Source organism: Pseudomonas sp. LB-090624, from assembly GCF_003205205.1.
GTDB lineage: Bacteria > Pseudomonadota > Gammaproteobacteria > Pseudomonadales > Pseudomonadaceae > Aquipseudomonas.
Map to the genome: position 1 here is coordinate 1 of NZ_QJRL01000019.1, position 22,601 is coordinate 22,601.

Sequence of the window (22,601 nt, forward strand, 5' to 3'; positions counted from 1 at the left end):
CACAAAAGGTCCATAATCCCCCCTTAATCCGCCCAAGGTGCAATACCAGCCACACCACTCCGGGAGCCCCACCATGCACGTTCTGCTCTGCGAGGACGACGACCTGATCGCCGCCGGCATCTGCGCCGGCCTCACCGCTCAGGGCCTGACCGTGGACCGGGTGGGCAATGCTGCCGCGGCGCGGGCGATGCTGCAGGCCGCGCAGTTCGACGTGATGATCCTCGACCTCGGCCTGCCCGACGAAGACGGCCTCAAGCTGCTGCGCCGCCTGCGCGAGAAAGGCGAGACACTGCCGGTACTGGTGCTCACTGCCCGGGATGCCGTCACCGATCGTGTCGATGGCCTGCAGGCCGGTGCCGACGATTACCTGCTCAAACCCTTCGACCTGCGCGAGCTTGCCGCGCGCCTGCATAGCTTGCTGCGACGGGTGGCCGGGCGCGCGGTGAACGTGATCGAGCACGGCCCGCTGCGGTATGACCCGAGCAGCTGCGAGGCTACCCTGGCGGGGCAGCATGTCGACCTGTCCCGCCGTGAGCAGGCCCTGCTCCAGGCGCTGCTGCAGAACCCTGGGCGGGTGCTGTCCAGCGAGCAACTGAAAGACTGCGTCTACGGTTTTAGCGACGAAGTCGAGAGCAATGCCCTGAATGTGCATATCCATCACCTGCGGCGCAAGCTCGGCAACGGTATCGTCGAGACCGTGCGCGGCCTCGGCTATCGCCTGGGCCCGGCGCAAGCGCCGGAGGCGGCCGCATCATGAGCCTGCGGGTACGCCTGAGCCTTATCCTGGGCAGTGCCTTCGTGATCATCTGGGTGCTGGCTGCTGCGTGGATGCTGCGTGACCTGCGCCAGCAGATGATGTTTTCCCTCGACCAGCGCCTGGTGGCTTCGGCGCGGATGGTTGCCGGGCTGATCGACCAGCTGCCGCAACCGCTGACCGCCAAGGGCGGCGAAGCGCACTTTTCTGCCGACCAGTTCAGCGTGCCGGACGGCATGGCCTGCCAGGTCAGCTCGCTGCGTGGCGAGATCCTCGCCAGCAACCACAAGCATGATGGCGCCATGGATGACGAGCGCAGTGGCTTCCGTGACCAGACCATCGACGATGCGTTGTGGCGCACCTTCACCTACAACCATGGCGATGTGCGCATCACCACGGCCGACCGGCACATGGAACGCGAGGCGCTGAACCAGTCGATTCTGCTGGCGGCTTCGGCGCCGGTATTGATGGCCCTGCTCGGCAGCCTGGGGCTGTTGTGGATTGGCCTTGGCAAGGGCCTGGAGCCGCTCAACCGCATGCGCGATGCCTTGCGCCGCAGGCGTGCGGACAGTGTCGAGCCGCTGCAGGTGGCAGGCATGCCCAGCGAGTTGCAGCCGTTGCTGGAGACCCAGAACCAGCTGTTTCTGCGCATTGCCCAGACCATCGAGCGTGAGCGGCGCCTGACCGACGATGCTGCACATGAACTGCGCAGCCCGCTGACCGCGATCAAGACCCACCTGCAGGTGGCGCGCATGACCGACGGTGCAGTGCGCGAGCAGGCGCTGGAGCATGCCGAGCAGGGCACCGACCGCATGCACCGCACGCTTGAGCAGTTGCTGATGCTGGCGCGGGTAGAAGGCAGCTTGTCGTTCGAGGATGGCGTGCAGTGCAGTGCCGAGCAGGTGGCGCGGCAGGCGATGCAGGATGCCGGCGGCGGCGACAACCGGCGTATCGTGCTGCGTCTGCCTGAGGAGGCTACGCAAATCTACCTGGGCATGCCGGCACCGTTGGCGGTGGCAGCACTGCGCAACCTGCTGGACAACGCCTTGCGTCATGGCGGTGACGAGGCGGTTGAGTTGGACGTGCAGATGGCCGACGGGCAGGTGGGGTTCATGGTCCGCGATCACGGGCCTGGAATTGCCGACGCGGACCTGGAGCATTTGACCGAGCGCTTCTGGCGCAATGGGCAGAGTGGGGGTTGCGGGCTCGGGTTGGCGATTGTGCAGGCGATCGTGCAGCGGTGTGCCGGTAGCCTGAGGTTCGACAGCCGTAGTGACGGGTTGCGGGTGCTGTTGCAAGTCCCGGCGCGGACTAGGCCTTGATGTTTATCGCCTGTCCGGGCGCTTTGCGGGTGAACCCGCTCCCACAGGTACCCCGCAGGCTTGAGGCTGATGCAGTACCTGGGGAAACAACTGGCTTGCTCAGTTTCTCGAATCTAGCGCAATCACTGTGGGAGCGGGCTTGCCCCGCGAACACGGGCGCAGCCCGCGCCATGCACCGTGTTTGGGAAGTTTTCCTCGATCGCGCAGTGATCAATCCCCATAAAGACACACGCGGGTTCAGCCGCGAAAGGGCCGGCACAGATCCAAATAAATCCCGCAACAACCGCTAAATCCTCCCCGCACTCAAGCGTTTTCAAAGCGATAACTGCCCATTCGCTTGCTTGCGAGGATTCACCCATGTCCACCGCTTCCAGCCTTGCCCAGGTCGCACCGGCCAGCGCGCCGCAGCCCCTGTACGAATTCACCGATTCACCCTTGCTGCAGCGCCAGCAGCAACAAGAGTCCAACGCCCGCAGCTACCCGCGGCGCATTCCACTGGCGCTCAAGCGCGCCCGTGGTATCCATGTCGAAGATGTCGAAGGCCGCCAGTTCATCGATTGCCTGGCCGGCGCTGGCACTTTGGCCCTGGGGCATAATCACCCGGCAGTGATCGAGGCAATCCAGCGCGTGCTGGCTGACGAACTGCCGCTGCATACACTCGACCTGACCACCCCGGTCAAGGACCGCTTCGTCCAGGACCTGTTCGGCATCCTGCCCGAGGCCCTGCGTCGGCAGGCCAAGGTGCAGTTCTGCGGCCCGACCGGTACTGACGCCGTGGAAGCGGCCCTCAAGCTGGTACGTGGCGCAACAGGGCGCAGCACCGTACTGGCCTTCCAGGGGGCTTACCACGGCATGAGCCAAGGCGCGTTGAGCCTGATGGGCAGCCATGGCCCCAAGCAGCCGCTGGGTGCGCTGCTGAGCAATGGCGTGCAATTCATGCCGTACCCGTACGATTACCGATGCCCGTTCGGCCTGGGTGGTGAGGCCGGTGTGAAGGCCAACCTGCATTACCTGGAAAACCTGCTGCTCGACCCTGAAAGCGGTGTACCGCTGCCTGCCGCCGTGATCCTTGAAGTGGTACAGGGTGAGGGCGGGGTAATTCCGGCTGACATCGAATGGCTCAAGGGCGTGCGGCGCATTACCGAGCAGGCGGGCGTGGCGCTGATTGTCGACGAGATCCAGAGCGGCTTCGGCCGTACCGGACGGATGTTCGCCTTCGAGCACGCCGGCATCGTGCCCGACGTGGTGACATTGTCCAAAGCAATCGGCGGCAGCCTGCCGCTGGCGGTAGTGGTGTATCGCGACTGGCTGGACACCTGGAAGCCGGGCGCTCATGCCGGTACCTTCCGTGGCAACCAGATGGCCATGGCGGCGGGGTCGGCGGTGATCAACTACCTGGTCGAGCACCGCCTGCCGGAGCATGCCGAGGCCATGGGGCTGCGCTTGCGCCAGCACCTGTTGCAGTTGCAACGGGATTATCCGCAGTTGGGTGATGTTCGCGGGCGTGGCTTGATGCTTGGGGTGGAACTGGTGGATCCACAAGGCAAACGGGATGCCTTGGGTTACCCGCAGGCCAACCATGAGCTGGCGGCCAAGGTGCAGCGCGAGTGCCTCAAGCGCGGGTTGATCCTGGAGCTGGGCGGGCGGCATGGCGCGGTGGTGCGCTTCCTGCCGCCCTTGATCATCAGCGGCGAGCAGGTCGATGAGGTGGCGCAGCGCTTTGCCGAGGCGTTGATCGCGGCAGTCTGACCAATTGCCGGGGCTGCTTTGCGGCCCCGGCTGTGCCAACTCAACCCAGGGACCGCCCGGCCCGCCAATAGCCCATCAGGGTAAGGCACTCGCGCTGCAACCCTCGCTCCTTGATCAGGTGCCGACGTATGGCCATCACGGTCGCCGACTCTCCCGCCACCCAGGCGTAAAATGCGCTGCCGGTGCTGCTGGCCTGTTCCCACAGTATGCGTTTCTCGATATCCACTTCCTTCAGGCGCATGCCTGGTGCGGCATGGCCTTGTGGCAGGCTGGCCAGTTCACTCACGGCATGCAGCAGACCCTGGCCGTGCGCGCAGCGCAGCACGTCCCTGGGCAACCAGTGCACGCGGGTGGCCGGGCTGTGTTGCAGGGCGATGCAGTCGGCATCCAGGGGGACTTCGATGAAGGCCTCTACGTTGAGCTCCGCCGCGTCGTGTGCCAGGGATTCGAGAATGCCGGCGATAGCCGGCAGTGCCGTTTCATCGCCGGCCAACAACACGCTGCGCACCCCTGCGGGTGGCTTCCACTCATAGCCGCCCAGCTGGCCTTCATGGGCCAGGTGCGGGGCCAGCATCTGCAAGCGGTCGCCCACCTGGGCGTGAGTCGCCCAGGTCGAAGCCGGACCGTTGACGCCGTGCATTACGAAATCCACGTCCACCTCATGTGCTTCGCGGCGCAGGGCGCGAATGGTGTAGGTACGCATCACCGGGCGCCGGGCCACTGGCAGCGCTTCCAGCGCAGTTTTCCAGTGCTGGCTGTCGGGCAACCTGGGCAGTGAGCCATCCGGGCCGGGGAAGAACAGTTTCACCCGTTGGTCGGGCGCACGCGTGGTCATTTGGGCCACCTCGGGGGCTTTGAACACCATGCGCACGAAGGATGGGCTCAGTTCGATTCGCTGGTGCAGCACCAGGTCGAACAGGCGATAGGCACTGGCGGCCGGGCGGCTGCCCAGCAAGCGGCGCAGGCCTTGTTGCAGCGTTTGGGTCAGGCTGGACATGCGGGGCCTTTTGCAGGGGTGTTTCTTTGTGGACGAGCTGTTGGCCCCGCGAATTAGGTTGCCGTGATCGCCGGTTACCAGCCGCGGCCGGAATCTACCCAGAAGTTCACCGACAGCGACGTGGACACCGACTCTACCTGGTGGAACCAGCCCTCGGGCAGGAACAGCAAGTCGCCGGCCTGCAATACCACGCGCAAGAAGGGCACTTCACGGGCTTCGGGGAAGCGCTCGTAGTCGGGGGCATCGGGGTTGAAGTCGCAGCCGTCCAGGCCGCCCTTCGGGCTGGTTGACCAGGTGCCCAGTGCGGCGCGATGGTGCGGTGCTGCCAGGATGAACGATTTTTGCCCCCAGACCTGGGCGAACAGGTTGTCGGTATCATCCCGGTGCAGGGGTGTAAGGGTGCCTTTGGGGCCGATCCAGATGCGCGGTGGAATGAAGCGCTGGCGATCGAAGTAGTCCGGGTAGCGGATCAGGGCCTGCAGCTTCTCCGGCACGATATTGTTGCCCATGTAGGCGGGCGGCTCGCCGGGCTTGGCCGGCTTGTCGAGCGAAGCGATGAAGTCGGCCATGGAGGTGGCGCGGAAGTCGCGGTCGGTAGAGAAAGTCTTCTTCACGTAGTCACCATGCCGGGTGATGCCCTGCAGCTCGGCAAAGTGGGCCAGCGAGGCGTCACGGCCCATGGTGAACAGCGGCCAGTCGCCAAGGGCATCGCTCAGCACCACTGGCACGCCCGTTGAAAGGTGTTCATGGTGAAACCGCGACGGCGGCATTTCGGCCCGTGACAGGCGTTGTACCTCATGCAGCACGGGTTGGGCTGCCGAGACCTCCTCGCTGTAGCGTCCTGGCGTGGGGTAGCGCTGGTTCATCGCGGCCTTGCTGGCGGTCGTGCCCTGCCGCGCGCTGCTGATAACCTGCGGCAGCAGGGTCGCCAGGCCCATGTTGCCGGTTATTTTCAGGCGTCCGCTGGCGAACAGCTCCTCTACGTCGACAGCGCCCGCCATGATGCCGAGGAAGTCATCCTGGGCCACTTCGATCGTGACGTCCGGAGCCTCATGCCGGCCACCCCCCGTGCATGGGTTGTCGCATACCTCCGACCAGTAGGCGAGCCCCTGGCCGAAGTCGAACTGGAACACGCCTTCGATACCGACGGCATGGGCATTGACGAACAGTTTTTCGAGTATGCGCTGAAAGTCCACGGTAAGCCTCGTCGGTTGTCGTTGTGCAGGTTTGGCATGGGATCGCGATGCCTGGCGCGGCCTGTCAAGCGCGCAAGCGCTGGCGCAGCACGTCGACCAGTCGGTCGATTTCCGCTTCGGTATTCAACAGGCCCGGCGCAGTGCGCACCACTGGCCCGGCATCGCGCGAAACGGCGTCGACGACGATGCGTTGGCTCGTCAGGTACCTGGCCAGTTCGTCGGCGTCCTGGCCTTTGCCGCGGAAGAAGGTGAAACCCGCTGAATGAGTGCTGCTGCGCGGGGTCACGAGTTCGATGGCGGGCAGGCTTTCCAGCTGTTGTTTCAGGTATTCGTTGAGGGCGTGGATACGCGCCTGCACGGCTGCCTTGCCGGTTTGCAGGTGCAATTCGAATGCCTTGCCCAAGGCCCATCGGTGCTCGAAGGCGTGGTAGCCGCCCGGGCTCATGGTGGTGGCGAAATCTTCGTTTTCGGAGAAGGTGGCGATGCTCGGGTGCAGCTGCCCCAGCGCCGAGGATGCAGCGCAGATGATGCCGGTACCGCGCGGGCCGAACATCCACTTGTGGGTGCCGGAGATGAAATAGTCGCAGTTCAGGTCAGCGAAGCGCATGTCTTCGACACCGAACCCGTGCACCCCGTCGATGACATACAGGATATGGTCGCGCTCATCCCGGTTCTGATTGATTTCGCGTACCAGCGCGCCGATTTCGCCAACCGGCAGTTTGACCCCGCTGCCTGAATGTACCCAGGTCATACCCAGCACCCGCGTTTGCGGGGAGATGGCCGCACGCAAGGTGCCCAGCACCTGGTCGGTACTCACCTGCCAGGGCTGCTCGAACAGGCGCAGCCTGCGTACCGGGTTGCCATCGCGGGCGCTGCGGTAGTTCATGGTCTGTCGGGCGGCGGAGTGCTCGTGCACCGTGGTCAGGATTTCCTGGCCGGGCGCCAGCTTGATGCCGCCATAGATCAAACCCAGGCCCTCGGTAGTGCTGCCCGTCAGGGCAATCTGGCGTGGCGCCACCTCCAGGTAGCGTGCCGCCCATTGGCGTACCTCCGCCTCGTGTTTCCACTCCGACTGGGCATCCCAGTCGACCATTCGCGCCGGGTGACGGTCGAAACGTGCACGCAGGGCCTCGATGGCTTCGCGTACCGGCTTTGGATGAGAGGTGATCAGGAAATTGGCGAAGTGCGCATAGTTGGGGTCGAGTTCGAACAGGCGACGAAAATCGGCCCAACGCTGGTTGCCGGCGCTCGGGATCGCCGTGGCCGCCTCGGCAACCGGTAGCAGCTGGCCGGCAAGCGGCAGGCTGGCGGCAAGGATGCCAGCCTGTTTGAGAAAGGTGCGGCGGTCGTTCATGAAGGTGCTCGATGGCTTAGCGCTGAGAGGGTTCGGTGCCGTGGGCGGCGCTCTGCACCTGTTCCCAGACGCGCAGGAAGTTGCCGCCCCACAGTTTGGCGATGTCGGCTTCCGAGTAGCCGCGGGTGATGAGTTCGGCGGTTACGTTGCGTGCCTCGCTGGCGTCGTGCCAGCCGTCGATACCACCGCCTTCGTTGAAGTCAGAGCTGATCCCTACGTGGTCTATGCCGATCTTGCGCACGGTGTAGTCGATGGCATCACCGTAGTCCTTCAGCGTCGCCGGGGGCTCTTGATCGAGGATTGCGTAGAGCTCATTGGCGTACTGCCCGACTTTCTGCTCCGGCCAGCCGGCAATGACCGGGTCACCTGGCATCAGCGCGTAGTTCAGGTCTGCCAGTGGCGGCAGGGCGTAGCGTGCGCGCAAGGTATTGAGCTTTTCCTGGGTTTGCGCGCTGAGCGGCTTGAGGTAGCTGGAGAACGCGACCAGTTGCACGACACCGCCGCCATCCTTGATCAGTTGCATTTCCTTGTCGGACAGGTTGCGGTTGATATCGACCATGGCCCGCGGTGCGGAGTGCGAGGCCACCACTGGTGTACGGCTGATCTGGAGGACCTGGGTCAGTGCCTTGGTGGACATCTGCGAGACATCGATGATCACGCCCAGGTCATTGAGCCGTTGTACGGCGCGCTTGCCGATTGGGGACAGGCCATCGAGTGCATCGACGGTGTCGTTGAAGAATGGCAGGGGACGAGACGAGTCGGCCCAGCTGTTGTTGCCGACATAGCTGAAGCCGAACATGCGCACCCCGCGTGCCGCCCAGCGGTCGAGCTGGTCGATGTCGTCCCCCAGCGCATACGCATTGAGCATGCTCAGAAACACCGCGAATTTGCCTTCGCCGTGCAAGCGCCGCATGTCCTGAGGGGTGTAGGCAACCGCAGCGCGTTCAGGGAAGTCGCGCACCATCGCGGTGATCGCGTTGTAGCGCACCTCCTGAGTATGCCGGGCCGCCTCGACGAAGCCAGGCGTGGGGCGATGCGGGCTGTTTGCGCCCGTCCAGGATTCGGGCCAGGCAAAGATGGTCAGCGCCGCGCCAGACAACCGCCCTTGGGCAGCCTTGGCCAGGTCGAAGCGGCCCGGCCCATTCTTGTCGGCTTCGCTGCCTTCGTTGCCGAAGTCCAGCGGCAAGGTGACATGGCTGTCGAACGAGAGGATGCGTTCCTGTAAGTCGTTGGCTTGACGAACCACCTCCCGGGGGTAACCGCCAGGGGTCGCGAAATGGTACCAGGCAGCCAGACCGGCACCCGCGGCGACTGCCGCAGCCAGGCTGATGTACAGGGCTTTTTTCCAGCGTGGTGTCGTCATCTTGGTCTCAGTAGGTTCACCGTCGAGGGATGGCACAGGGGCCGCCGCTACCTGGGGTGAACGAGTCGACACGAAGGAAATTTAGCCGCCCCGGCCGCGGCGCTAAATTTCAGCGCAGGTACAACGTTCTAGCCTTGGACGGGCCGTGCTCCATGGCCGCAATGAAGGCACAGGTAGTGGCAATGACGATTTCTCGACGCGGGTTCATCGCCGCTGTGGCATTGACGGGCGTAGCAGTGCCTGGTGCGCTGTATGTGCAGCGCCAGCGGGATGTCGAGGCGTTTCCGGAAACGCCTGGCGAGGCTGTTGTCGAGTTGGCCGATACCCGCCTGCAGCAGCTGGGCGACATCCTGCGGGGTGTCTGGCGCTGGACTGCACAGGGCAAGGATGCCCAGCTGCAGGGCCTGCCCGACGGCGAGCTGGAGTTGTTTCTGGATGTCGCCAGCAATGGCCGGGGGCTGCGCGGCTACCTGGACACCGCCGAACGGCTGCGCAGTGAGCAGGAACCACGTTACCGGGTCATGGGTGACTTGCTGACGGACAAGCCCGGGACGTTGCGCTGGCGGCTGTTTTCAACCGAGCCCGGTGCCGGGCAGGCGCGCTATGAATGCCATGTCGTGATCGATGAGGTCTGGGGCGCCTTTGGCAATGCCGGGCCGGCAACGCTCAACGGCCGTGTCTCGGCCCTGGACCGCGCCCTGTCACTGCCTGTGCTGGACAATGGCTTCCTGGCCTTGAAGCGCCCCTTCCCGGAGGCTCGCGAACGTACACCGCTGTCGCCACAGTTGCTGGCTTGGCTGATTGCACCGGAGCACCGGCTGTTCCACCAGCTCTGGCACGCTTCACGGGACAAATGGCACAAGCTGGAAGAAGACAAGCAGTCCGCCCTGCGTGGCTTGGGCTGGCAGCCCGGGCCGCGTGGCCAGGAGCGTGATGCACGTGGCCGACACAAGGATCGCAACGGCTCCGGAGAGGACTTCCTGTTCATGCACCGGCACATGCTTGGCAGTGCCAGGGCCCTGCAGGCACTGCCCTCGTGGGCCCGGTTCCCGTTGCCTCAGCCGGAACTCGAGCGTGACCGCATCGGGTTTGCGCGGTACTACGACAACCACGACGGCAACGCCCTGCCACCCACCTGGCTGGCCCATGACGACCCGGAATACACCCAGTGGGTACGCGCCATCAAGAGCCCAGACACCTTCCATGGCAACTTCCAGGTCTGGGAGTCGCGATACAGTGACCCGGATTACCTGGGCAAGCTGACCCTGGGGCAGTTCGGCTCAGAGCTGGAGCTGGGCCTGCATGACTGGTTGCACATGCGCTGGGCAGCGGTGCCGCGCGACCCGTCCAACGGTATGCCGGTGCCCGCCGCACGTACGCCGGGTGATTTTGCCGAGCGCTGGTTCGAGGCGCGCAACGACTTTCTCGGCGACCCGTTCTCGTCACATGTAAATCCGGTGTTCTGGCATTTCCATGGCTGGATCGACGACCGGATCGACGACTGGTTTCGCGCCCATGAGCGGATCCACCCGGGCGAGATCCGTCGCCTGCAGGTGAACGGCGTATCCTGGTTCGCCCCCGGGCGCTGGGTGGAGGTGGCGGACCCATGGCTTGGCCCCGATACCCATGGCTGCTCCACGGTGCCGGGCCTGCGGCCGGGTCGAAGTGTCGAGATGGACCCGGAAACCATGAAGCTGGCGTTGCGCATCATATACGGCAACGAAGACCTCTTTGCCCGCTTGCGACCACGGGTGCCGCAGCGGCCTTGGTACGCCCGCAATCTGAAACTCGTGCAGGCGTCGGGCTGACGGTAAACGCAGTGCAAGCATGCGTTGCTGAGAATCATTATATTTTGTAAGATCGCGCGCTGATATCACTCAGTTCTGCATCGGCCCCAGCGTGGGGGTGCAGGACGATTCCAGGTGTGGTTGTGGAACGTTACTATCGTGAATTGGTGAGTTTCCTGTCCGCGCGCCTGGGTAACCGTCAGGCGGCGGAGGATGTTGCCCACGATGCCTACCTGCGGGTACTGGAGCGAACGGACAACGGGCAGATCGAGCATCCGCGCGCCTTCCTGTACCGCACCGCCTTGAACCTGCTGGTAGACCGCCATCGTCGCCATCTGGTGCGTCAGGCCGAGCCGCTGGAGGTTCTGGACAGTGATGAGTGCTGGCACGTGCCGGCGCTAGCGCAGGAGTTGCAGCTCGATCAGCGCCTGGCCCTGATGCAGCGGGCACTTGACGAACTGACCGGCCCCTGCCGCGAAAGCTTCCTGCTACGCAAGATCGAAGGCTTGTCACATCTGCAGATCGCCGAGCGCCTGGGCATCTCGCGCAGCCTGGTGGAAAAGCACATCGTCAATGCCATGAAGCACTGCCGGGTGCGCATGCGGCAGTGGGAATCCTGATTGCCTGGCTAAAGGCGAATGCAAATTCCGTCAGTCAATCACTTGATTTATGCGGCTTTTCCGGCTTCTATCAAAGAAGACCGCTGCCTGCGTTACTCTGGCAGTCGCCGTCACTGGCGCAGTATGGTCATGGAGCGTGCCCATTACCCAGCTGCCCAGGTCCGCCCATGGCAAACAAGACCCTGCGCATTCTTATCGCCGATGAACACCCGTGCCAGCGCTTGCAGATGGAGCGGTTGCTCAATGGCCTGGGCTATTACCGGATAGCCCCAGTGGACAGTTTCGAGGAGCTACAGCGCCTGGTGCTGTGCGCCTTGCAGCCCTTCAACCTGTTGCTGGGCAATATCGAACTGGCCAGCCATGCCGGCGTCGACCTGGCGCGCTTCTGTCGCGTCAGCACCCAGATCCAGCACGCCCTGCTGTACCACTCCAGCCAGTTGAAAGTGCCTGCGGTGCCGCAAACCGAGCGCCAGGCCGTCAGCCTGAGCCTGCCGCAGGCGCCCGATAGCGAGGCGCTGGAGACGTTCATGGCAATCATCGATGCCCCCCTGCTGGTGGGCAAGTTGCCGCTGCCGGGCAACGCGCCTGCCAATGCTGTCAGGCCACGGCCACGGGCCAACTTCGCGCACACGGTGTTCAACCGCTAGCCAAGCCGCCAGCGGGCAACCGGGCAGCGATTTGTTATGCTCTTGCGCTTTGCCGATTTGCGGACACTGCCATGACTGCCATCGATACCGCTCGCCCGCCCCGGTTCAGCCGCGGCGACCACAGGACTCTGGGCCTGGCGGCGCTGGGCGGCGCGCTGGAAATCTACGATTTCATCATTTTCGTGTTCTTTGCGCTGACCCTGAGCCAGCTGTTCTTTCCACCCGAAATGCCCGAATGGCTGCGCCTGCTGCAAAGCTTCGGCATTTTCGTCACCGGTTACCTGGCGCGGCCGCTAGGCGGCATCTTGATGGCGCACTTCGCCGACCACCTGGGGCGCAAGCGGGTGTTCAACCTGAGCATCCTGATGATGGCCTTGCCATGCCTGCTGATCGGGGTGATGCCGACCTACGCCGACATTGGCTACGCGGCACCGCTGGTCCTGTTGGCCCTGCGTATCCTCCAGGGGGCTGCTGTAGGCGGGGAGGTGCCCAGCGCGTGGACCTTTGTCGCCGAGCATGCCCCAAACGGGCGACGCGGCTATGCCTTGGGGTTTCTGCAGGCCGGGCTGACCTTCGGCTACCTGCTGGGGGCGCTGACCGCGACCTTGCTGGCGCAACTGTTCACCCCGCAGGAAATCCTCGATTACGCCTGGCGCTACCCGTTCCTGTTGGGTGGGGTGTTTGGTGTGATGGGGGTGTGGCTGCGCCGCTGGCTCAGTGAAACACCGGTGTTTCTCGCCCTGCGCGCGCGCCAGGCGCAACCTGTGACGTTCCCGTTGCGACGCGTGCTGGGCGAGCACCGCCGGGCGCTGATCCCCGCCGCGCTGCTGACCTGTGTGCTGACCTCGGCGGTGGTGGTGCTGGTGGTGATCACGCCGACGGTTATGCAGCAGCGTTTCGGCATGAGTGCCGGGTACACCTTCGCTCTGAGCAGCGTGGGCATCGTCTTCCTCAACATCGGCTGCGTGCTGGCCGGGCTGCTGGTCGACCGTGTGGGTGCCTGGCGCGCGCTGATGCTCTACAGCCTATTGCTGCCGCTGGGTATCGGCGCGTTGTACGCCAGCCTGGTGGGGCAGTGGGGGATGACCTGGCTGGCGTATGCGCTGGCAGGGTTGAGCTGTGGCGTGGTGGGGGTGGTGCCCTCGGTAATGGTCGGGCTGTTCCCGGCCGAGATCCGGGTTTCGGGGATTTCCTTCACCTACAACGTGGCTTACGCACTGTGGGCCAGCACCACGCCGCTGGCGCTGATTGCGCTGATGCCGTGGAGCCCATGGGTGTGTGTCGGGTTTTGTCTGATCATGGGGGCGGTGGGGCTGCTGACGGCCCTGTATTTCGGGCGTCGTGAGCCATTGGTGTTTGCGGCGGAGCCGATGCCGGTCATGTGCGGCGACAAATGAGCCGGTAACGGCTGCGGGACACTGGGGCAGACTTCCAGGTGGGGGCTATTGGAATAACCTATTAGCCAAATTTAACCTGGAAGGTTAATTTCTCATGGAAAAGAGAATGCCTCATTGCCCGCTGGAGCGGGTAAAAGCTCTGGCTGCGGCAAGGCGAATCCGTCCTACGGGTGCAGCATTGAAAGGCGCCAAGGCGCTGGGAATGGATTTTCCGGGCATGCTTGAGGTGATCACCAGCTTGAAGCGCACTGATTTCTACAAGAGCATGAACAGCCATATTGACCACCGGGTTTGGCAGGATGTTTATCGCCCGCTTACAGCAATTGGGTACGTTTATTTGAAATTGTCCGTGGTAGACGACGTGCTCATCGTGTCTTTCAAGGAGTTGTAACCATGAGATGTCCAATATGCGGCGGCTCGGAGCTTGCACCTGACATTCAGGGCATGCCCTATAGCTACAAAGGCGAGATGACAGTGATCCCTGAGGTAAGTGGCGATTACTGCTCCGCATGTGGTGAATGTGTACTGAGTCATGATGAAGCCATGCGCGTCAGTCACTTGATGACGGCATTCGAGCGCCAGGTCAACGCAAATGTTGTGGATCCTTCCTTTATTGCCTCCATGCGCAGAAAGTTCGACCTCGACCAGCGTGAAGCGGGGGAAATTTTCGGTGGTGGAGTCAATGCGTTCTCCCGCTATGAAAACGGCAAGACCACACCGCCAGTGGCGTTGGTGAAACTGCTCAAGCTGCTGGATCGCCATCCAGAACTCTTCGAGGAAGTGCGCACTGCCTGATAATGGCAGCCAACAAAAAGCCCCCGGGCCCATGAGGGCCGGGGGCTTTTTGTTGCCACAAGGGCAGGGGCCTTACATGTTCGGGTAGTTCGGCCCGCCAGCGCCTTCAGGGGTGACCCAGGTAATATTCTGGGCTGGGTCCTTGATGTCGCAGGTCTTGCAGTGCACGCAGTTCTGCGCGTTGATCTGGAAGCGCTTGTTGCCGTCTTCCTGAGTGACCACTTCGTATACACCTGCCGGGCAGTAGCGCTGAGCAGGCTCGTCGTACAGGGGCAGGTTGCTGGCGATCGGTACGCTTGGATCGGTCAGCTTCAGGTGGCAGGGTTGTTCTTCTTCGTGGTTGGTGCTGGAGAGGAATACCGAGCTGAGCTTGTCGAAGCTGAGCTTGCCGTCTGGTTTCGGGTAATCGATCTTCTGCGAGTCGGCGGCCAGCTTCAAGCAAGCGTAATCCGGCTTGGTATCGTGCAGGGTGAACGGCAGTTTGCCACCGAACCAGTTCTGGTCGACATAGTTGAACGCCGCGCCCAGTAGCGGGCCGAACTTGTGCATGGCCGGGCCGAAGTTGCGGCTGGCGAACAGTTCTTCGTGCAGCCAGCTGGCCTTGAAGGCGCTGACATAGCTGTTCAGCTGATCACCACCTTCGCTACCGGCGATCAATGCGTCGGCCACTGCTTCGGCGGCAAGCATGCCGGACTTCATCGCGGTATGGCTGCCCTTGATCTTGGCCACGTTCATGGTGCCCAGGTCGCAACCGATCAGCGCGCCACCATTGAAGACCATTTTCGGCAGCGAGTTGATGCCGCCTTTGGCCAGGGCGCGGGCGCCGTAGCTGATGCGCTTGCCGCCTTCGAGGTACTGGCTGATCACCGGGTGGTGCTTGAGGCGCTGGAACTCGTCGAACGGCGACAGGTACGGGTTGGCGTAGGACAGGTCGACGATCAGGCCGACCACCACCTGGTTGTTTTCCAGGTGATAAAGGAACGAGCCACCGGTGTTGTCCTTGGCCATCACGTCCAGCGGCCAGCCGGCGGTGTGCACCACCAGGCCTTGTTCGTGCTTGGCCGGGTCGATTTCCCAGATTTCCTTCAAGCCGATGCCGTAGTGCTGGACGTCGGACTCGCTGTCGAGGTTGAAGCGCTTGATCAGCTGCTTGCCGATATGCCCACGGCAGCCTTCGGCGAACAGGGTGTACTTGGCACGCAGTTCCATGCCCGGGGTATACAGGCCGTCTTTCGGGTTGCCTTCGCGGTCGACACCGAGGTCGCCGGTGACGATGCCGCGAACCACGCCGTTGTCGTCGAACAGCGCTTCCTGGGCGGCGAAGCCCGGGTAGATTTCCACGCCGAGGTTCTCGGCCTGCTGGGCCAGCCAGCGGCACAGGTTGCCCAGCGAGATGATGTAGTTGCCCTGGTTGTGCATGGTCTTGGGCACGAACAGGTCAGGCACCTTGGTCGCGCTGCCGGCATCCTTGAGCACGTAGATGTCGTCGCGCTTCACTTCGGTATTCAGCGGTGCGCCGAGCGCTTTCCAGTCGGGGAACAGCTCGTTCAGGGCGCGGGGCTCGAACACTGCGCCAGAGAGGATGTGGGCGCCGACTTCAGAGCCTTTTTCCACCACGCAGACGCTGATTTCGCTACCGGCTTCGGCGGCCTTCTGCTTCAGGCGGCAGGCGGCGGACAGGCCCGCCGGGCCGGCGCCGACGATGACCACGTCGAATTCCATGTATTCGCGTTCCACTGGTTCTCTCCTACTCATCAAGGCTCGTGCTGTTGCTTTGTCTTATGGGTGCTTGCGCGCAGTGGCTCATCACGGGAGCGAAACTGTAGCTGCGCAAATGACGGACTACACCGTTTTGTCTTGGCCGCGCATTATATCTACACCACTTGGCGGGTCCAATACAAACGTTTGTTTGAATTTGCCGCAGGCCAGTAAAATCACAGGAACGCGGCTGGAGGGTGACCGATTTGCCGTATTGACCGGATTGGGTGTTACGGTCAAGATACGAGCGGTTTTACGTTCGCCGTAGGCTTGCAGCCGGGCGCAGGTACACCTCTAAAGACCAGGTGTGGAGCAGGGTTTTGCGGGCTTAGGCCGGTTTGTAGTGGAGTTTACACGCCACGACAGAAAATGACCCGTGAGTATTTGTCGCAAGAGTCCGGACAAGACTGTTCGGTCACAGTGAAGATGCTGCTTCCCGGTACGTTTTTAGAGGTGCCCTTGTACCCACGCGCATCGCCGGGCATGGCCCCAGGCGACTATCTATTCACCGGAGAGTAACGAGGAATCCATGAAGGTTCTTGTAGCTGTCAAACGAGTGGTCGACTACAACGTCAAGGTTCGCGTCAAGGCGGACAACTCCGGCGTCGACCTTGCTAACGTCAAGATGTCCATGAACCCCTTCTGCGAAATCGCCGTGGAAGAAGCCGTACGCCTGAAGGAAAAAGGCGTTGCGACCGAGATCGTCGTCGTTTCCGTCGGCCCGACCACTGCCCAGGAGCAACTGCGTACCGCCCTGGCCCTGGGTGCCGACCGTGCCATCCTGGTCGAAGCCGCTGACGAACTGAACTCCCTGGCTGTGGCCAAGGCGCTGAAGGCCGTTGTCGACAAGGAGCAGCCGCAGCTGGTCATCCTCGGCAAGCAGGCCATCGACAGTGACAACAACCAGACCGGCCAGATGCTGGCCGCGCTCACCGGCTTCGCCCAGGGCACCTTCGCCTCCAAGGTTGAAGTGGCTGGCGACAAGCTGAACGTCACCCGTGAAATCGACGGCGGCCTGCAGACCGTTGCACTGAACCTGCCAGCCATCGTTACCACCGACTTGCGCCTGAACGAGCCACGCTACGCGTCGCTGCCGAACATCATGAAGGCCAAGAAGAAGCCGCTGGAGACCGTCAAGCCTGACGATCTGGGCGTTTCTCTCGCCTCCACCAACAAGACCTTGAAAGTCGAAGCCCCGGCTGCCCGCAGCGCAGGCATCAAGGTCAAATCGGTGGCCGAACTGGTCGAGAAGCTGAAGAACGAAGCGAAGGTAATCTAAATGACTATCCTGGTTGTCGCTGAATACGAGAACGGTGCCGTAGCCCCGGCCACCCTGAATACTGTCGCCGCAGCTGCCAAGATCGGTGGTGATGTGCACGTGCTGGTCGCCGGCCAGAACGTCGGTGGCGTTGCCGAATCCGCTGCCAAGATCGCTGGCGTTGCCAAAGTGCTGGTGGCTGATAACGCTGCCTACGCCCACGTCCTGCCGGAAAACGTCGCGCCGCTGATCGTCGAGCTGGCCAAGGGTTACAGCCACGTGCTGGCCCCGGCTACCACCAACGGCAAGAACATCCTGCCACGTGTTGCCGCGCTGCTGGACGTCGACCAGATTTCCGAGATTATCTCGGTCGAATCCGCCGACACCTTCAAGCGCCCGATCTATGCCGGTAACGCCATTGCCACCGTGCAATCGAGCGCTGCGGTCAAGGTCATCACCGTGCGGACCACCGGCTTTGATGCCGTGGCGGCCGAAGGCGGCTCCGCTGCCGTTGAAGCGGTTGGTGCTGCGCACAACGCCGGTATCTCTGCATTCGTTGGTGAAGAGCTGGCCAAGTCCGACCGCCCAGAGCTGACCGCTGCCAAGATCGTCGTTTCCGGCGGCCGCGGCATGGGCAACGGTGATAACTTCAAGCATCTGTACAGCCTGGCCGACAAGCTCGGTGCTGCTGTCGGTGCCTCGCGCGCTGCGGTCGACGCCGGCTTCGTGCCGAACGACATGCAGGTCGGCCAGACCGGCAAGATCGTTGCGCCACAGCTGTACATCGCTGTTGGTATCTCCGGCGCCATCCAGCACCTGGCCGGCATGAAAGACTCCAAAGTGATCGTTGCGATCAACAAGGACGAAGAAGCGCCGATCTTCCAGGTGGCTGATTACGGCCTGGTCGCTGACCTGTTCGAAGCGGTACCGGAGCTGGAAAAGCTGGTCTGATCCGCCTGCTTCACTTATAAAGAACCCGGCCCTCGTTTTGAGGGTCGGGTTTTTTTATGGCTTGAGGGGTGAGGGATGACGTTGCGCGGAACGGGCAGGGTGCTGGCATGTGTGGCGCTGTTGCTGTCACCACTGGCCATGGCTGCAGGCAAGTGCGAGCGCCTGGTGGCAACCGGCAGCCCGGATGCGCCGCCCTATTCGTGGCTGGACCCAAAAGACCCGAAGCACCTGATCGGTGCCAACGTTGACCTGTTGCGTCAGGTGGCGGGTGAGCTGGGTGTGAAGGTCGAAGTGTTGAGCGCCGGCCGCCGTGATCAGGCGCTGGAAGAGGTACGCAGCGGGCGTATGGACCTGCTGCTCGACACGCCCATGCAGGTCGAGCAACTGACCGCGCTGGATTATATCCACCCGCCGTTGCAGCTCAACGAATACCTGGTATGGACCCGTCACGATGCCGAACTGACCTTCGATGGCCCGGCCGACCTGGCCAAGTATCAGGGCAGCCTGTCCGAGCGCGCACGCCTGACCCCGGCCTTCACCGCCTTTGCCAAGACCCAGCTCAAGCTGGTGCCGGCGCAGAACCTGACCCAGGCGTTCCAGAAACTGGTGCTTGGCCAGGTTGATTATGTGCTGGCTGGTCGCTATTCCGGCATGGCCATGGCCCAGAGCCTGGGCATGAGCAATGATCTGATCGCCCGCGGCCTGCCGGTGGACCGCCCGGGTCTTTACCTGGCGCTGTCGCACAATTCGGCTTGCAATGACAGCTGGTTGCGTGGGCAACTGGCGAAAAAACTGACAGAATTGCCGATCTCAGGTGCGACCGAGGCGGTACTGCAGCGAAATGTCGAACGCTGGAAGGCGCAGTTGCAGGTACCGGTGGACGCCCCCAAACACTAGGAATATCGCGTGAGAATCCAACCACTAATCCTTGCCCTGGCCGTGCTCGGCCTGGCTGGCTGCGCCAATGACCCGGCCCCGGACGAGCAGATGCGCATTTCCGAGCAGGCGCTGGAGCAGGCCAGGGCCGTCGGTGCCACTGAGCAGGTCGAAACGCTGAAGCTGGCGGAAGACAAACTGGCCCGTGCCAAGAGCAACATGCTGACTGAAGACTACCGCGATGCGCGCATGCGCGCCGAGCAGGCCGAGCTGGATGCGCGCCTGGCCGAGGCCCAGGTGTTGAACCAGAAGAGCGAAGAGCAGCTGCAGCTGCTGCAGTCGCGGGTCAAGCGCCTGCGCAAGCAACTGGAGGTGCAGCCATGACCTGCCGTACACCGTTGGCCGCACTGGCATTGCTGGTGCTGGCGGCAGGGTTGCAGGGTTGCGCCAGCCAGCGCAGCAGTGCCGCCCTGGATGAGGCAAGCGCCGCCTTCCAGAAGGTAAAGGATGATTCCGATGTGCTGCGCAGTGCGCCGCGTGACGTGATTCGCGCAGGTGAGTCGCTGGCACGTGCCGAGCGGTTGTCCAGCTATATCGGCACCGGTTCGGATGTGCGTCACTACGCTTACCTCAGCCAGCGCTACAGCGAGATTGCCAGCGAGCATGCCAAGCTGGCCCTCAGTCAGGAACGCCGGGCCAAGCTCGACCTCGAGCGTCAGCGCCTGCAACTGGCGCTGCGTGAGGCCAAGCTCGCCAGCGTGCAACAACAGGGCAAGTGGGTCGAGTCGCAGATTGCTGCGCTGGCCTCGGAGCAGGCCGACCGTGGTCTGGTGATGACCCTGGGTGATGTGCTGTTCGACACCGGCAGTGCCGACCTGAAGAACTCGGCCAGCCGTACCGTGCTCAAGCTGGTGCAGTTTCTGCAGCTGAACCCGCGTCGGGTGGTGCGTATCGAGGGCTATACCGACAGCACCGGTGCTCCTGAGGACAATATCAAGCTGTCGCGCGACCGGGCGCAGTCGGTGGCCGACATGCTGGTGGATCTGGGCATCGACGAAAAGCGCCTGCAGGTTGAAGGCTATGGCGACCAGTACCCAATCGAGGCCAATGCCTCGGAGCGGGGCAGGGCGCAGAACCGTCGGGTCGAGATCGTGTTCTCCGATGAAAAGGGCAAGCTTGCGCCAGCGCGCTGAGGGTGGGTGTTAGCCTCGGTGCTGTCGGCACCTGTGAGATCGAGCGGCACGCGGGCGGCGCTCGATCTTGCAGCCGCCTAAGATGTTGTGGCAGCCACGCCATCTGTCCCAGTACACTTTGCAACTGTTACGGTATCCTCTACCGTCAGTGTGTCGCACAAGAATAACGAGTCCGTCCGCGCGTTGAGATCCCGCCATGACCAACCTGCTGCTGTACCAGCGTATCGCCCAGCAACTGGCCGATGACATCCGTCGTGGTGTCTACCAGCCAGGCGAGCGGGTACCCTCCGTGCGCAAGATGAGCGCCCAGCTCAACGTCAGCCACGCCACGGTGTTGCAGGCCTATGCCAACCTCGAAGACCAAGGCCTTATCCGTGCGCGGCCGCAGTCCGGCTACTATGTGCACCAGACCCCAGCCCTGACTGCGCCAACCCCGGACATCGCCCGGGTCGAGCGCCCCGGTCTGGTCACGCGTGCCAGTATCATCCAACAGGTGCTGACCGAGGCGCGTCGCGACGGTGTGTTCCCGTTCGGCGCTGCGGTACCGCATGTCGACTACCTGCCGGTGCGCGCCCTGCACCAGCAGATTGCCAAGGTGACACGCTTCCATAGCCCGCGTGCCTTCAGCTACATGTTCAGCCCGGGTTTCGAGCCGCTGCGCCGGCAGATCGCCATCCGCATGCGCGATGCCGGCGTCCTGGTCGACCCGCGGGAAGTGATCGTGACCCATGGCTGCGTCGATGCCTTGCAGATGTCGCTACGTGTGCTGACCCGCCCCGGTGACCTGATTGCCGCCGAGTCGCCCACGTATTACGGCTTGCTGCAGTTGGCTGACTTGTTGGGCCTGAAAGTGATCGAGATCCCCAGCGACCCGTCCACCGGTATCAGCCTCGAAGCCTTGCAGCTGGCCGCCAACCAGTGGTCGATCAAGGCCCTGGTGCTGACAGCGCGTCTGAGCAACCCGCTGGGCGGCACGGTTCCTGAGGAGCGGCAGAAACAGTTGCTGCGCCTTGCCTCGGACTTCGATATCCAGATCATCGAGGACGATATCTACGGCGAACTGATGTTCGAGCAGGGTAAGACCAAGGCGCTGAAGGCATTCGACCGCCTTGACCGGGTGATCTACTGCTCGAGTTTTTCCAAGACGCTGTCGCCAGGGGTGCGCGTGGGCTGGATGATCGCCGGGCGCTATCAGGACGAGATTCAGCGTCTGCAAACGTTTACCACCCATTCGGCCTGCAGCGTGACGCAAATGGGCGTTGCGGCCTACCTGGAAAATGGCGGCTACGACCGGCACCTGCGCTACATTCGCCAGGAGTATCGCAAGAACCTCAGTGCCTATCAGCTGGCGGTGCAGCAGCACTTTCCCGAGGGAACGCAGATGACCCGGCCAACCGGGGGGTTCATCCTTTGGGTGAGCCTGCCTGGGCGGGTCAATACCCAGGAGTTGCATGTGCGGGCGCTGGAGCAAGGCATCAGTATTGCGCCGGGGCTGATATTCAGTAACACGGAACAGTTCAACCACTGTATCCGCCTCAATTGTGGCATCCCGTGGAACAAGGAAGCCGAGCGGGCAGTGATAACGCTCGGCTTGCTGGCGCAGCAGTTGTGCAGGGAGCCTGCGCTCACACTTTTGTAAGGCTTGCCAGCGGCTTGTGGAACAGGGAGCATACGCATCTTTCCGGTCAGTCTGTCCTTTTGCCATGAATGCTTTGCGCTACTTCATCCTGATCCTGTGTCTTGCACCGTTCTGCTACCCGGGCAGCCCGGCCTTGGCGGCGCAGCCGGCAGGCCAGGTACAGGCGAGCCAAGGCAAGCAGGTGCAGAATAAATCGGCAGCCAGGCCTGTGCAGAAACCGGCGGCAAAACCGGCCAGCAAGGGCAAGGCCAAGCAGGTGCGCAAGCCGGTCCGCAAGGCAGTTGCCAAGCCCTTGCCCAAGGCAAAGCTGGATCTCAGCTTGCCCGCCGATATGGTAAACAGCCTAGAACCGAACGTGGGTACACCTTCGCCGATCCAGCGGCGCAAACCTTTGCTGCCGCCCATGTTCAGTGAAAATCCCCAGACCAGTGACAGCCCGTTCCAGCTCAATGGCCGGCTGATCAACAACGAGATGCAACTGCAACTGCGCAATGACAGCCGTCATGACGTGGAAGGGGCGGCCATCGATTTCGAGTATCGTCAGTAGGCGGAAACTGACTGCCGAGTCACGGCAGATTTCATCGTGCCAGTAATTTCAAACGCCTGTTTGAGCGGTTACTATCCAGGGGCGTTCGTCCCGTTTCGTTCCAGGGAGTCCTGATTTTGGTGAATAGCCATGAACTGCCGTGAGGGTTGTGGTGCCTGCTGCATCGCCCCGTCCATCACTTCTGCAATGCCGCGCATGCCCAATGGCAAGCCGGCTGGCGAGCGCTGCCTGCACCTGACTGCTGCCAATCTCTGCGACCTGTTCGGCAAGCCGGAACGGCCGGCGGTGTGTGGCGGGTTCAAGGCGGATATCGAGGTCTGCGGCAGCGACCGTGACGAGGCAATCAGGATTCTTGGCTGGTGGGAGCAGATAACGGCGGCGTGACAGGCTGGATCTTC

General features: G+C 62.9%; 22 protein-coding genes. 17 read left to right on the forward strand and 5 right to left on the reverse strand.

Going from position 1 to position 22,601, the window contains the following annotated elements; translation table 11 throughout:
- Positions 1 to 73: 73 nt before the first annotated feature.
- The 3 genes from DMX11_RS17415 to DMX11_RS17430 all read left to right on the forward strand — a co-directional run bounded on the left by DMX11_RS17415 (position 74) and on the right by DMX11_RS17430 (position 3,825).
- Entirely contained in the window at positions 74 to 757 is a 684-nt protein-coding gene (locus tag DMX11_RS17415) for a response regulator transcription factor (protein WP_110745629.1), read from the forward strand.
- Positions 754 to 2,076, forward strand: a complete 1,323-nt coding sequence (locus DMX11_RS17420) for an ATP-binding protein (protein ID WP_110745630.1) — start codon at positions 754 to 756, stop codon at positions 2,074 to 2,076. The genes DMX11_RS17415 and DMX11_RS17420 overlap by 4 nt, the downstream gene beginning before the upstream one ends.
- A gap of 357 nt (positions 2,077 to 2,433) precedes the next feature.
- Positions 2,434 to 3,825, forward strand: coding sequence for an aspartate aminotransferase family protein (locus DMX11_RS17430; RefSeq protein WP_110745632.1), 1,392 nt, complete (start codon positions 2,434 to 2,436; stop codon positions 3,823 to 3,825).
- 40 nt (positions 3,826 to 3,865) lie between these two features.
- Here the strand turns inward: DMX11_RS17430 and DMX11_RS17435 are convergent, their stop codons facing one another.
- The 4 genes from DMX11_RS17435 to DMX11_RS17450 form a co-directional block, all read right to left on the reverse strand.
- The gene (locus DMX11_RS17435; protein WP_110745633.1) at positions 3,866 to 4,822 is read right to left on the reverse strand and encodes a siderophore-interacting protein; all 957 of its coding nucleotides are present in this window, start codon (positions 4,820 to 4,822) and stop codon (positions 3,866 to 3,868) included.
- A gap of 74 nt (positions 4,823 to 4,896) precedes the next feature.
- Positions 4,897 to 6,018: a cupin-like domain-containing protein gene (locus DMX11_RS17440; protein WP_110745634.1), complete on the reverse strand. Its 1,122-nt coding sequence runs from the start codon at positions 6,016 to 6,018 to the stop codon at positions 4,897 to 4,899.
- Between the two features lie 64 nt (positions 6,019 to 6,082).
- Positions 6,083 to 7,372 (reverse strand): aminotransferase class V-fold PLP-dependent enzyme, encoded by a 1,290-nt coding sequence (locus DMX11_RS17445; RefSeq protein WP_110745635.1) that lies wholly within the window; start codon positions 7,370 to 7,372, stop codon positions 6,083 to 6,085.
- Positions 7,373 to 7,388: 16 nt separating this feature from the next.
- Positions 7,389 to 8,735, reverse strand: coding sequence for a dipeptidase (locus DMX11_RS17450; protein ID WP_110745636.1), 1,347 nt, complete (start codon positions 8,733 to 8,735; stop codon positions 7,389 to 7,391).
- A 182-nt stretch (positions 8,736 to 8,917) separates the two neighbouring features.
- On the opposite strand from DMX11_RS17450, the gene DMX11_RS17455 reads away from it, so the two are divergent.
- The 6 genes from DMX11_RS17455 to DMX11_RS17480 all read left to right on the forward strand — a co-directional run bounded on the left by DMX11_RS17455 (position 8,918) and on the right by DMX11_RS17480 (position 13,981).
- The gene (locus tag DMX11_RS17455) at positions 8,918 to 10,543 is read left to right on the forward strand and encodes a twin-arginine translocation signal domain-containing protein (RefSeq protein WP_110745637.1); all 1,626 of its coding nucleotides are present in this window, start codon (positions 8,918 to 8,920) and stop codon (positions 10,541 to 10,543) included.
- Between the two features lie 122 nt (positions 10,544 to 10,665).
- Positions 10,666 to 11,142 carry a sigma-70 family RNA polymerase sigma factor gene (locus DMX11_RS17460; protein WP_110745638.1) on the forward strand — a complete coding sequence of 159 codons (477 nt, stop codon included), beginning with the start codon at positions 10,666 to 10,668 and terminating at the stop codon, positions 11,140 to 11,142.
- A 167-nt stretch (positions 11,143 to 11,309) separates the two neighbouring features.
- Positions 11,310 to 11,789: a histidine kinase gene (locus DMX11_RS17465; RefSeq protein ID WP_110745639.1), complete on the forward strand. Its 480-nt coding sequence runs from the start codon at positions 11,310 to 11,312 to the stop codon at positions 11,787 to 11,789.
- Between the two features lie 71 nt (positions 11,790 to 11,860).
- Positions 11,861 to 13,186, forward strand: coding sequence for an MFS transporter (locus tag DMX11_RS17470; protein WP_110745640.1), 1,326 nt, complete (start codon positions 11,861 to 11,863; stop codon positions 13,184 to 13,186).
- Positions 13,187 to 13,280: 94 nt separating this feature from the next.
- Positions 13,281 to 13,577, forward strand: a complete 297-nt coding sequence (locus DMX11_RS17475; RefSeq protein WP_110745641.1) for a type II toxin-antitoxin system MqsR family toxin — start codon at positions 13,281 to 13,283, stop codon at positions 13,575 to 13,577.
- A 2-nt stretch (positions 13,578 to 13,579) separates the two neighbouring features.
- Positions 13,580 to 13,981: a type II TA system antitoxin MqsA family protein gene (locus tag DMX11_RS17480; RefSeq protein WP_110745642.1), complete on the forward strand. Its 402-nt coding sequence runs from the start codon at positions 13,580 to 13,582 to the stop codon at positions 13,979 to 13,981.
- Between the two features lie 72 nt (positions 13,982 to 14,053).
- Here the strand turns inward: DMX11_RS17480 and DMX11_RS17485 are convergent, their stop codons facing one another.
- Positions 14,054 to 15,736: an electron transfer flavoprotein-ubiquinone oxidoreductase gene (locus DMX11_RS17485; protein ID WP_110745643.1), complete on the reverse strand. Its 1,683-nt coding sequence runs from the start codon at positions 15,734 to 15,736 to the stop codon at positions 14,054 to 14,056.
- A gap of 532 nt (positions 15,737 to 16,268) precedes the next feature.
- On the opposite strand from DMX11_RS17485, the gene DMX11_RS17490 reads away from it, so the two are divergent.
- The 8 genes from DMX11_RS17490 (at position 16,269) to DMX11_RS17525 (ending at position 22,587) form a co-directional block, all read left to right on the forward strand.
- The gene (locus DMX11_RS17490) at positions 16,269 to 17,018 is read left to right on the forward strand and encodes an electron transfer flavoprotein subunit beta/FixA family protein (RefSeq protein WP_110745644.1); all 750 of its coding nucleotides are present in this window, start codon (positions 16,269 to 16,271) and stop codon (positions 17,016 to 17,018) included.
- Positions 17,019 to 17,948 carry an electron transfer flavoprotein subunit alpha/FixB family protein gene (locus DMX11_RS17495; protein WP_110745645.1) on the forward strand — a complete coding sequence of 310 codons (930 nt, stop codon included), beginning with the start codon at positions 17,019 to 17,021 and terminating at the stop codon, positions 17,946 to 17,948.
- A gap of 75 nt (positions 17,949 to 18,023) precedes the next feature.
- Positions 18,024 to 18,845, forward strand: a complete 822-nt coding sequence (locus tag DMX11_RS17500) for an ABC transporter substrate-binding protein (protein ID WP_110745646.1) — start codon at positions 18,024 to 18,026, stop codon at positions 18,843 to 18,845.
- 9 nt (positions 18,846 to 18,854) lie between these two features.
- A complete protein-coding gene (locus DMX11_RS17505; RefSeq protein ID WP_110745647.1) occupies positions 18,855 to 19,208 on the forward strand; it encodes a DUF4398 domain-containing protein in 354 nt (117 codons plus the stop codon).
- Positions 19,205 to 20,017: an OmpA family protein gene (locus DMX11_RS17510; protein ID WP_110745648.1), complete on the forward strand. Its 813-nt coding sequence runs from the start codon at positions 19,205 to 19,207 to the stop codon at positions 20,015 to 20,017. The genes DMX11_RS17505 and DMX11_RS17510 overlap by 4 nt, the downstream gene beginning before the upstream one ends.
- 196 nt (positions 20,018 to 20,213) lie before the next feature.
- On the forward strand, positions 20,214 to 21,656 hold the full coding sequence (locus tag DMX11_RS17515) for a PLP-dependent aminotransferase family protein (protein ID WP_110745649.1): 1,443 nt from the start codon (positions 20,214 to 20,216) through the stop codon (positions 21,654 to 21,656).
- A gap of 64 nt (positions 21,657 to 21,720) precedes the next feature.
- A complete protein-coding gene (locus DMX11_RS17520; RefSeq protein WP_110745650.1) occupies positions 21,721 to 22,203 on the forward strand; it encodes a hypothetical protein in 483 nt (160 codons plus the stop codon).
- Between the two features lie 129 nt (positions 22,204 to 22,332).
- Entirely contained in the window at positions 22,333 to 22,587 is a 255-nt protein-coding gene (locus DMX11_RS17525; RefSeq protein ID WP_110745651.1) for a YkgJ family cysteine cluster protein, read from the forward strand.
- Positions 22,588 to 22,601: the final 14 nt, after the last annotated feature.